The organism is Pseudomonas sp. PS01300, from assembly GCF_029960155.1.
Classification (GTDB): Bacteria; Pseudomonadota; Gammaproteobacteria; order Pseudomonadales; family Pseudomonadaceae; genus Aquipseudomonas; species Aquipseudomonas palmensis.
Genome location: NZ_JASCPN010000028.1, coordinates 52,569 through 63,415 on the forward strand (window position 1 = coordinate 52,569; position 10,847 = coordinate 63,415).

Below are 10,847 nucleotides of genomic sequence, written 5' to 3' on the forward strand. Positions count from 1 at the left end.
CTGACTCCTGGCTCAAAGGGCCTTGACTGCGAGGATTTCCACCTCGAAGTTCAGGGTCTTGCCGGCCAGCGGGTGGTTGAAGTCGATGGTCACTTGCGCGTCATCGAACGCCTTCACCACGCCGGGCAACTCGGCGTTGGCCGCGTCGTTGAAAATCACCAGCAGGCCTTCGGACAACTCCATGTCCTGGAACTGCGAGCGGGGAATGATCTGCACGTTCTGCGGGTTCGGCTGACCGAAGGCGTTCTCCGGTGCCACGCTGACGGTGCGCTTGTCGCCGGCCTTGAAGCCGAAGATCGCGGCTTCGAAGCCCGGCAGCAGGTTGCCGTCGCCGACCTTGAACACCGCCGGAGCTTTCTCGAAGGTGCTGTCGACAGTATCACCGTTTTCCAGGTGCAGCGCGAAGTGCAGGGTGACTTCGGTGTTCTGGCCGATACGGGTATCAGTCATGGACGGGTTCTCCGGACTTTTTGCTCTTGAACATATCCAGCGCCAGCATCACGGCGCCCACGCTGATGGCGCTGTCGGCCAGGTTGAAGGCCGGGAAGTACCAGCGGTTCTGCCAATGCACGAGGATGAAGTCGACCACGTGGCCGAGCACGATGCGGTCGTACAGGTTGCCCAGCGCACCGCCCAGCACCAGGGCCAACGCAACGGCCAGCCAGGTATCGTCGCGGCCCAGGCGCTTGAGCCACACCACCAGCACCGCACTGACCACCAGGGCGATCAGGGCGAACAGCCAGCGCTGCCAGCCGGAGCTGTCGGCCAGGAAGCTGAAGGCCGCACCGGTGTTGTAGGCCAAGGTCCAGCTGAAGTAGTCGGGGATGACCACGATCTGCTGGTACAGGCTCAGCGCACCTTCGAAGTAGTGCTTGCTGGCCTGGTCCAGGACCAGTACCAGCAGGCTCAGCCACAGCCAGGCGAGGCGCCCGAAGCGCCCCACGTTGGGGTTAGGCATAGTGACGCACCTCACCTTTGCCGCTGATGTTGTCGACGCAACGACCGCAAATTTCCGGATGCTCCGGGTTCACGCCCACGTCGGCGCGGAAGTGCCAGCAACGGCCGCACTTGGCGTGACCCGACTTGACCACCTTGAGCTTGAGGCCGGCCACTTCGGTAACCACGGCATCGGCCGGGGCTTCGACGAACGGCGCCACGCTGGCTGCCGAGGTGATCAGCACGAACCGCAGTTCGTTGCCCAGCTTGTTCAGGTCGGTGCTCAGGGCCTCGTCGGCGAACAGGGTGACTTCGGCTTGCAGGTTGCCGCCGATGGCCTTGGCCGCACGCTGGTTCTCCAGCTCCTTGTTGACCGCAGCCTTGACGGCCATCACGCGGTCCCAGTAGGCGCGGTCCAGCTCGATGCCTTCTGGCAGCTCGGTCAGGCCCTGGTACCAGGTGTTGAGCATGACCGACTCGTTGCGCTCGCCCGGCAGGTACTGCCACAGCTCGTCGGCGGTGAACGCCAGGATCGGTGCGATCCAGCGCACCAGCGCTTCGCTGATGTGGTACAGCGCGGTCTGGCACGAGCGGCGCGCGACACTGTTGGCGCCGGTGGTGTACTGGCGGTCCTTGATGATGTCGAGGTAGAAGCCGCCCAGCTCCTGCACGCAGAAGTTGTGGATCTTGGAGTAGACGTTCCAGAAACGGTACTCGCCGTAGTGCTCTTCCAGTTCGCGCTGCAGCAGCAGGGTACGGTCGACCGCCCAGCGGTCCAGCGCCAGCATGTCGTCGGCCGGCAGCAGGTCGCGGGCCGGGTCGAAGCCGGACAGGTTGGAGAGCAGGAAGCGGGAGGTGTTGCGGATGCGCCGGTAGGCGTCGGCGCTGCGCTGCAGGATCTGGTCGGAAACCGCCATCTCGCCGGAGTAGTCGGTGGCCGATACCCACAGGCGCATGATGTCGGCACCCAGGGTGTCGTTGACCTTCTGCGGCTCGATGGTGTTGCCCAGCGACTTGGACATCTTGCGGCCGTTCTCGTCCACGGTGAAGCCGTGGGTCAGCAGCTCGCGGTACGGCGCATGGCCGTCGATGGCGCAGCCGGTGAGCAGCGAGGAGTGGAACCAGCCGCGGTGCTGGTCGGAACCTTCCAGGTACAGGTCGGCGCGCGGGCCGCTTTCGTGGCCGATGTTATGCGAGCCACGCAGCACGTGCCAGTGGGTGGTACCGGAGTCGAACCACACGTCCAGGGTGTCGGCGATCTTGTCGTACTGGCCGGCTTCGTCACCGAGCAGTTCGGCGGCGTCCATCTTGAACCAGGCTTCGATGCCCTCGAGCTCGACGCGCTGGGCCACTTGCTCCATCAGTTCGACGGTGCGCGGGTGCAGTTCACCGGTCTGCTTGTGCAGGAAGAACGGGATCGGCACACCCCAGTTGCGCTGACGCGAGATGCACCAGTCCGGACGGTTGGCGATCATCGAATGCAGGCGCGCCTGGCCCCAGGCCGGCACGAACTTGGTTTCTTCGATGGCGTTGAGAGCGCGCTTGCGCAGGGTTTCGCCGCTGTCAGGCTGCTTGTCCATGCCCACGAACCACTGCGCGGTGGCGCGGTAGATCAGCGGGGTCTTGTGGCGCCAGCAGTGCATGTAGCTGTGGCTGATGGTGTCGGTGAACATCAGCGCGCCGACTTCGGCGAGCTTGTCGACGATGTGCGGGTTGGCTTTCCAGATGAACTGGCCACCGAAGAATTCCAGCGAGTCGACGTACACGCCGTTGCTCTGCACCGGGGTGAGGATGTCGTCGTTGACCATGCCGTAGCGCTTGCAGGTCACGAAGTCGTCTTCACCGTAGGCCGGGGCCGAGTGGACCACGCCGGTACCGGCGCCCAGCTCGACGTACTCGGCCAGGTAGACCGGCGACAGGCGATCGTACAGAGGGTGACGGAAGTTGATCAGCTCCAGTGCAGAGCCCGGCGCGGTGGCGATCACCGAACCTTCCAGCGAGTAGCGCTTGAGGCAGGCTTCGACCAGCTCTTCGGCCAGCACCAGCAGCTTGTCGCCGACGTCCACCAGGGCATAGCTGAACTCGGGGTGCACGTTCAGCGCCTGGTTGGCGGGGATGGTCCACGGGGTGGTGGTCCAGATCACGATGGCGGCGGGCTTGGCCAGCGACGACAGGCCGAAGGCCTGGGCCAGCCGCGCTTCGTCGGCCACGTTGAAGGCCACGTCGATGGTCTGGGACTTCTTGTCGGCGTATTCGACCTCGGCTTCGGCCAGGGCCGAACCGCAATCGAAGCACCAGTTCACGGGCTTGAGGCCCTTGAACACGAAACCGTGCTTGACCATTTCGGCCAGGGCGCGGATTTCGCCGGCTTCGTTGGCGAAGTCCATGGTCTTGTAGGGGTTGTCCCAGTCACCCAGCACGCCCAGGCGGATGAATTCCTTCTTCTGCCCTTCGATCTGCTCGGCCGCGTAGGCACGGCACAGCTCGCGGGTCTTGTCCGCAGTGAGGTGCTTGCCGTGGGTCACTTCGACCTTGTGCTCGATCGGCAGGCCATGGCAGTCCCAACCCGGCACGTACGGCGCATCGTAGCCGGCCAGGGTCTTGGACCGCGAGATCATGTCCTTGAGAATCTTGTTGAGCGCGTGACCGATGTGGATCTTGCCGTTGGCGTAGGGCGGGCCGTCGTGCAGCACGAACTTCGGACGATCCTTGCCAATTTCGCGCAGCTTCTGGTACAGGCCAATGCTGTCCCAGCGCTGCAGGATCTGCGGTTCGCGCTGTGGCAGGCCGGCCTTCATCGGGAAGGCGGTGTCCGGAAGGTTTAGCGTGGCTTTATAGTCGGTCATTTCAGGCTCTTCGTTAGCGGTTGACCGTGCCAATGGGCACGTGCGGCGGCGATATCCGCATCGATCGCCGACTTCAGCGCCTCCAGGGAGGCGAATCGCTGCTCATCGCGCAGCTTGTGGTGGAATTCCACCGTGAGACGCCGGCCATACAGATCGCCGGCAAAATCCAGGAGATGCACTTCCAGGTGGGCGCGGCCATCACCTGCAACGCTGGGGCGCACGCCGATGTTGGCGACACCCGGCCACGCCTGGCCATCGAGTTCAACGCTGACCAGGTACACCCCGGTGAGCGGTACGCGATGACGCTTGAGTTGTATGTTGGCCGTGGGCCAACCCAGCTGGCGCGCCAGCTTCTGCCCATGCAGCACCCGGCCGCGGATGCGGAACGGGCGGCCCAGCAGACGCTCGGCCACGACAAAGTCGGCACGCGCCAGTGCTTCGCGCACCTGCGTGCTGCTGACCCGCAGGCCCTCGAGCTCCACGGTTTGCGCCGCTTCCACGGTGAAGCCGTGGCGCAGGCCGGCCTGCTGCAGGAACGTGAAGTCACCCACCCGGTCGCAGCCGAACCGGAAGTCGTCACCGACCTCCAAGTGCTGCACGCCCAGGCCGTCGACCAGGATGGTGTCGACGAATTCGGCGGCGCTGAGCTTGCACAGGCGCTGGTTGAACGCCAGGCACAGCACCCGGTCGATGCCTTCGGCGGCCAACAGGGCGACCTTGTCGTGCAGGCGGGCCAGGCGCGCAGGCGCGGTGTCCGGTGCAAAGTACTCACGCGGCTGTGGCTCGAAAATCACCACGCAGCTGGGTACGCCCAGCGCTACCGCGCGCTCACGCAAACGCGCCAGGATAGCCTGGTGACCGCGGTGAACACCGTCGAAGTTGCCGATAGTGGCAACACAGCCCCGATGCTCGGGGCGAAGGTTGTGAAGGCCTCGAACCAGCTGCATAACGCGCTTCTTGCTCATAAAGTGGTCGATTATAACCACACCCGGGCGCCGACGACAGGCAGCAGCGCGATGCCAGGGCGTCTAAAACACAAAACCGACGCCTGACCCGCGCCGGCCATCAGTGCAGCGCCTTGCGGGCGAAGTCCCGTGGACGAAAACCAAACAGGTACAGGCAACCGAAATAGGTCACCACGCCTGCGCCAATCAGTACGCCCAGGCGCAGGAACCGCTCGAGCATGTGCCCCTGCTCCCAGGCAGGCATGTACCACATGCCTGCCACCAGCACAGCGGCCATCAGCAGTACGGCCACCAGCAACTTGAGCAGGTAGGCGGTCCAGCCCGGCTGCGGCTCGAACAGGTTCTGCTGGCGCAGCTTCCAGTACAGCAGGCCGGCATTGAGGCAGGCGCCGACACTGATCGCCAGGGCCAGCCCGGCATGCTGCAGGTAGCCGATGAACACCAGGTTGAGCAGTTGCGTGGCCACCAGGGTGAAGATGGCGATCTTTACCGGTGTACGGATGTTCTGCTGGGCATAGAAGCCAGGGGCGAGCACCTTGACCAGGATGATGCCGAGCAGGCCGACCGAGTAGGCGATCAGCGCGCGCTGGGTCATGGCGGCATCGAAGGCGGTGAACTTGCCGTACTGGAACAGGGCCACCGTCAGTGGCTCGGACAAAATTGCCAGGGCAAAGGTGCAAGGCAACACCAGCAAGAAGCACAGGCGCAGGCCCCAGTCGAGGATGCGCGAATACTCGTGGCGATCCTTGCTGGCGTAGGTCTTGGCCAGGGTCGGCAGCAGGATGGTGCCCAGCGCCACGCCCAGCACCCCGGAGGGCAGCTCCATCAGGCGGTCGGCGTAGTACATCCACGACACCGAGCCGGCCACCAGAAACGAGGCGAAGATGGTGTTGATGATCAGCGAGATCTGGCTTACCGACACCCCGAGGATGGCTGGCAGCATCTGCTTGAGCACGCGCCATACTCCGGTATCGCGCAGGTTCAGGCGGGGCAGCACGAGCATGCCGATCTTTTTGAGGTGCGGCAGCTGGTACAGCAGCTGCAACAGGCCGCCGGCCAGTACCGCCCAGCCCAGGGCCATCACCGGCGGATCGAAGTACGGGGTGAGGAACAGCGCGAAGAAGATCATCGCGACGTTGAGCAGGGTCGGCACGAAGGCCGGTACCGAGAAGCGGTTCCAGGTGTTGAGGATGGCGCCCGCCAGGGACGACAGCGAGATCAGCAATATATAAGGAAAGGTCACACGCAGCAGGTCGGTGGTCAGCTCGAACTTCTCGGCGCTGTCGACGAAGCCCGGCGCGGTGACCCACACCACCCAGGGTGCGGCCAGGATCCCCAGCGCCGTGACCACCGCCAGCACCAGGGTCAGCAGGCCGGCGACATAGGCCACGAAGGTGCGGGTCGCCTCCTCGCCCTGCTGGCTTTTGTATTCGGCCAGGATCGGCACGAACGCCTGAGAAAACGCCCCCTCGGCAAAGATTCGCCGCAGCAGGTTGGGCAGCTTGAAGGCAATGAAAAAGGCGTCGGTGGCAACACCGGCGCCGAAGATGCGCGCCAGGATGGTATCGCGGACAAAGCCCAGCACGCGCGACACCATGGTGATGGAACTGACTGCAGCCAGGGACTTGAGGAGATTCATCGAAAGATTTTCATGCCATATGGATGAAGGAGAGGCCTAAACGGCATCCAAGTATGCGATACTCCGCCGCGCAAAGCAGACAGAGCAAAACTCCCGAGTTTACAGGTCATGCGCCAGAAGGGAATCATCCCCTCCAGCGAATCGACCGCTCAGCGGAACCTAACAAGCGCCCTTGACAACCGATCAACTCATCGGCATGATTCGCGGCCTATTTTGTTTGCTATTTACCAAGTCTTTCGAGGAGCTCGACGGTGGCCAACTCACCTTCCGCCAAAAAACGTGCAAAACAGGCTGAGAAGCGTCGCAGCCACAACGCCAGCCTGCGTTCCATGGTTCGCACCTACATCAAGAATGTAGTCAAGGCCATCGACGCAAAAGACGCCGAAAAAGCGCAAGCTGCTTACATCCTGGCTGTTCCAGTTATCGACCGTATGGCCGATAAAGGCATCATCCACAAGAACAAGGCTGCTCGCCATAAAGGCCGTCTGAATGGCCACATCAAGGCACTGAAGATTGCTGCAGCTGCCTAAGCGACGCTTGTTAAAAAACCGACCCTAGGGTCGGTTTTTTATTGCCTGCGATTTGATGATGGCGGGAAGACAGGGCCGCTCCCTTCGCCGACCAGGCTGACTCCTGCAGGAGACGGCCTGGTCGGCGAAGGGCTATGCCTTGCCTACTTGCCGAGCGGGATCTTCGGCGCCCATTGCAGCCATTCGTCCTCGGCCTTGTCGAACAGGGCAAAGGTCTGCTGCGGCAACGCTGCGTTGCCCATCTTGTCGCCGTCTGGCGTGGCGAAGGCAATGCCACCCTCGATCAGGGTCTCCAGTGACTCGGTACGCACCGTAGCGCCCTTGAACAGGCCGATATCGAAGCCGAAGCCACTGCTGTTCCAGAAACGGCTGCCACCGCGCACAAGCGAGGCGTAGCGTGGCTCGATCAGGATATGGATCAGCACGCGATCCGCTGTCTGCCCCAGTTCGTACCCCGTAACCTTGCCCACCGGCACTTCACGGTAGGTGACCGGCACACCGACCTTGATCGACCCGCGTCGAGCAGCGCTGAGCACCACCGGCAGGCCAGCCTCGCGAGCGGTCAGGTCCGGTGGCTCGGGCAAGGCCACGAAGTTGCGCTGCGGGCCCTGATTCTTCGCCGCCGGTTGCACTTCAAGGTACTGACCGGTGACCAGCGTCTCCAGGTTGGCCGTCTTGACGATACCCAGCGCCGGCTTGACTACCCAGAACTGCGTGCCCACACGCGCAATACGCTCGGGCACCTCGGTGATCTGCGCCTTGAGCGTCACCGACTGCAGGTCCTCCGCCAGGTCCACCGCTTCGACCTTGCCGACATCCAGCCCCTTGAAGCGTATGGGGGTGCCGACCTTGAGGCCGTCCGCACGGTCCACCTTGATGGTGATGCTGGTGCCCTTGCGATCCGCCGCTTCCTGGTTGGCCAGCAGGCGGAAGGTGGGGATACGACGCTTGAGCGGTACATTCTGTTTCGGCGTATCGAAGGCGATGCCACCGGCCATCAGGCTCTGCAGCGACTCGCTCTTGATCTGGATGCCCGACAGGCCGCCAGTCAGGGTAATGCCGCTGGCGTTCCAGAAACGCGTCGAACCATTGACCAGGTTGGCGTACTCGGGCTCGATGTGCACGCCAATCAGCAGGCGTTGCTGCTTCCTGGAGAACTGGTAGCTTTGCACGCTACCCACCTTTACCTGCCGATACAGGATCGGGCTGCCAACCTCGAGCGAGCCCAGGTTGTCGCTGAACAGCACAAGGTGCAGGCCGGGCGCCTTCAGATCGAGGGGCGGGGCCTTGGCCCGGGCTTCAAATTCACGCTGAGGCGAGGCGCCCTTGTCGCCGGGGCGAATAGCAATGTAGTTGCCCTTTACCAACGCCTCCAGGCCGGTGATACCCGCCAGGGAGATCGACGGCTTGACCACCCAGAACTGGGTGCCTTCGACCAGGTAGTCCTCGGCCAGCGGGTCCAGGGTCAGCTCGGCCATGGCGCTGGAGAGGTCGGCATCGACCTTCAGGGCTTTCAGCGAACCTACCTGTATACCTTTGTACATGACCGGCGTACGGCCCGCCTGCAGGCCCTCGAAGTCGCTCAGCTTGACCTTGACCCGGATACCCGCCTGGGCGGCGTCGAAGTCTTCGAAAAGACGGAACGGCAGGTTCGGGTCGGTGGGCGGGCTGTCCTTGCGGTGCTCGGGGGTAGCGAATGCGATACCGCCGGCAACGATGCTGGCCAGGGACTCGCTGCGCACCTTCACGCCCGACAGGTTGGCATCGATGCTCACGCCGCTGGCGTTCCAGAAACGCGTGTGCTTGCGCACCAGGTCAGCATAGCCCGGCTCGATGAACACCTTGATCTCGACCGTACCCTGGTCGTCGGAGAGCCTGTAGCTCTTCACCCGGCCAACCTGGATCTGCTTGTAGAACACGGGGCTGTCACGGTTGAGCGACCCCAGGCGATCGGCCTTGAGGGTCAGATGCAGGCCGGGCACGCTGTCGGACATCGGCGGTGCTTCGCTCAACGCATTGAAACGCTTGCTCGGCTCGCCATCGCCCGGGCTCACGGCAATGTAGTTGCCTGATACCAGCGTCTCCAGCCCGGTGATCCCGGCCAGGCTCACGTTTGGCTTGACCAGCCAGAAGCGAGTGTTCTTGCGCAGGTGCTCCTCGGCCACCTGGTTCATCTCGATGGTGGCGATGACACCTTTGTTGCGGCCTTTGTCGTCAAGTACCAGGCTCTTGACCTTACCCACCGACATGCCCTTGTAGACCACCTCGGTCTTGTTGGCGACGATACCCTCGCCGCTCTCGAAGCGTACCTCGATGTTCACCCCCGCTTCACGGTAGGCCTGCCAGCCAAGCCACCCACCGATCACCAATGCGATCAGGGGCAGTATCCAGATGGCCGACCAGTTCGAAGCTGGGCGGGTTTTAGCCGTAGGCAAATCACTCATGGTCGTCATCCGACTCCGTGTTATCCCAAATCAGTCGGGGATCGAAAGTTACTGCAGCAAGCATTGTCAGAATCACCACACTGGCAAAGGCGACTGCCCCCAGGTTGGCTTCGACACTGGCAATCCGGCCGAAATTCACCACCGCCACCAGGATCGCGATGACGAAGATATCCAGCATCGACCAGCGGCCGATGAATTCGATGAAGCGATACATCACGATGCGCTGGCGTGCCGACAGCGGCTGGTGGCGCTGCACCGAGTACAACAGCAGGGCGATGCCCACCAGCTTGAAGGTGGGTACCAGAATACTGGCGATGAACACCACGGCCGCGATCGGCAGCATGCCGTGCTGCATCAGGGTGATGACGCCGGACATGATGGTGTCGGGGCTGCCCTGCCCCAGGGTGCTGACCGTCATGATCGGCAGCACGTTGGCCGGTATGTACAGGATGGCCGCGGTAATCAGCAGCGCCCAGGTGCGGGCCAGGCTGTTGGGCCGGCGTGCATGCACCAGCGCCCCGCAGCGTGTGCAGGTCTGGCTGCTGGCGTCCGCCTCCTGGCGGTTGAGCTCATGACACTCGGTACAGATCAGTATTCCTGCGTCAATCGCCCGCATGCACATCTTCTCCCGACAAGGCTACCCAGATCTGGTGGGGGGACATCACCACTTCCAGCCAGACCTGAACCAGCAACAAACTGACAAAGCACAGCAAGCCAAGCCCTAGGCTGAGTTCGGCCATATCCACCAGCTTGACGATGGCGACCAGTACGCCCATGAGGTAGACCTCAAGCATGCCCCAGTCGCGCATGTGGTGATAAAAACGGTAAAGAAGCAGGCCGTAGCTGCGGCCCCTGTTCAAGCGGATGGTCAGCAACACCACCAGCTGACACAGCAGCTTGAGCAGTGGAATGGCCATGCTGCACAGGAACACCACCACCGCCACGCCACCCATGCCGCTGTTGTACAGGCCGATCACACCGCTCCACACCGTGTCATCGGAGTTCTGGCCCAACAGATGGAGTTGCATGATCGGCAGAAAGTTCGCCGGCACGTAGAGCAGCAAGGCCGCCAGCACCAGGGCCAGGCTGCGCTCGACCACATTGTGCCGATGGGCGTACAACTCATAGCCGCAGCGCGGGCATTGCGCTTTTTCATCCGTCTTGAGCTCGGGCTTGCGCAGCAGCAGGTCGCATTCGTGGCACGCCACCAATTGATCCAGCGGCAAGCCTGCGAGTGAATCGCGATCGTCAGGGTCGGGCATAGAAGGGTTCTGAGTAAAAACGTCGGGGCCTATTCTAGTGTCGTTGCCCCAATTGTGGGAGCACAACCGCGCAGGAGCCAGCTTTGCCGCAGAACAGGCCACAAAGACAAAACCCCTACCTGCAGATGCAGATAGGGGTTTCGGAATTTAATCTTGACGATGACCTACTCTCACATGGGGAAACCCCACACTACCATCGGCGATGCATCGTTTCACTACTGAGTT

9 protein-coding genes are annotated in these 10,847 nt (G+C 62.8%); 1 reads left to right on the forward strand and 8 read right to left on the reverse strand.

What is annotated here, in order from left to right; all coding sequences use genetic code 11:
• Positions 1-12: 12 nt before the first annotated feature.
• From fkpB to murJ, 5 genes are all read right to left on the reverse strand, one after another.
• Positions 13-450, reverse strand: coding sequence for an FKBP-type peptidyl-prolyl cis-trans isomerase (fkpB, locus tag QMX96_RS15175; protein ID WP_054914918.1), 438 nt, complete (start codon positions 448-450; stop codon positions 13-15).
• On the reverse strand, positions 443-958 hold the full coding sequence (gene lspA / locus QMX96_RS15180; protein WP_043860308.1) for a signal peptidase II: 516 nt from the start codon (positions 956-958) through the stop codon (positions 443-445). Before lspA ends, fkpB begins: the two co-directional genes overlap by 8 nt.
• Positions 951-3,782, reverse strand: coding sequence for an isoleucine--tRNA ligase (ileS, locus tag QMX96_RS15185; protein ID WP_282362000.1), 2,832 nt, complete (start codon positions 3,780-3,782; stop codon positions 951-953). Before ileS ends, lspA begins: the two co-directional genes overlap by 8 nt.
• The gene (gene ribF / locus QMX96_RS15190; RefSeq protein WP_168186867.1) at positions 3,779-4,729 is read right to left on the reverse strand and encodes a bifunctional riboflavin kinase/FAD synthetase; all 951 of its coding nucleotides are present in this window, start codon (positions 4,727-4,729) and stop codon (positions 3,779-3,781) included. The genes ileS and ribF overlap by 4 nt, the downstream gene beginning before the upstream one ends.
• Before the next feature lie 118 nt (positions 4,730-4,847).
• Entirely contained in the window at positions 4,848-6,386 is a 1,539-nt protein-coding gene (gene murJ, locus QMX96_RS15195; protein ID WP_282362001.1) for a murein biosynthesis integral membrane protein MurJ, read from the reverse strand.
• 251 nt (positions 6,387-6,637) lie between these two features.
• Between murJ and rpsT the strand changes: the two genes are divergently transcribed.
• A complete protein-coding gene (gene rpsT, locus QMX96_RS15200; RefSeq protein ID WP_043860304.1) occupies positions 6,638-6,916 on the forward strand; it encodes a 30S ribosomal protein S20 in 279 nt (92 codons plus the stop codon).
• Positions 6,917-7,059: 143 nt separating this feature from the next.
• Here the strand turns inward: rpsT and QMX96_RS15205 are convergent, their stop codons facing one another.
• From QMX96_RS15205 to QMX96_RS15215, 3 genes are read right to left on the reverse strand one after another with little or no spacing between them, the layout of a single operon-like run.
• Entirely contained in the window at positions 7,060-9,360 is a 2,301-nt protein-coding gene (locus tag QMX96_RS15205; RefSeq protein WP_043860303.1) for an MlaD family protein, read from the reverse strand.
• On the reverse strand, positions 9,353-9,976 hold the full coding sequence (locus tag QMX96_RS15210) for a paraquat-inducible protein A (RefSeq protein ID WP_043860302.1): 624 nt from the start codon (positions 9,974-9,976) through the stop codon (positions 9,353-9,355). Before QMX96_RS15210 ends, QMX96_RS15205 begins: the two co-directional genes overlap by 8 nt.
• Positions 9,963-10,622, reverse strand: coding sequence for a paraquat-inducible protein A (locus tag QMX96_RS15215; RefSeq protein WP_043860301.1), 660 nt, complete (start codon positions 10,620-10,622; stop codon positions 9,963-9,965). The genes QMX96_RS15210 and QMX96_RS15215 overlap by 14 nt, the downstream gene beginning before the upstream one ends.
• Positions 10,623-10,847 lie beyond the last annotated feature (225 nt).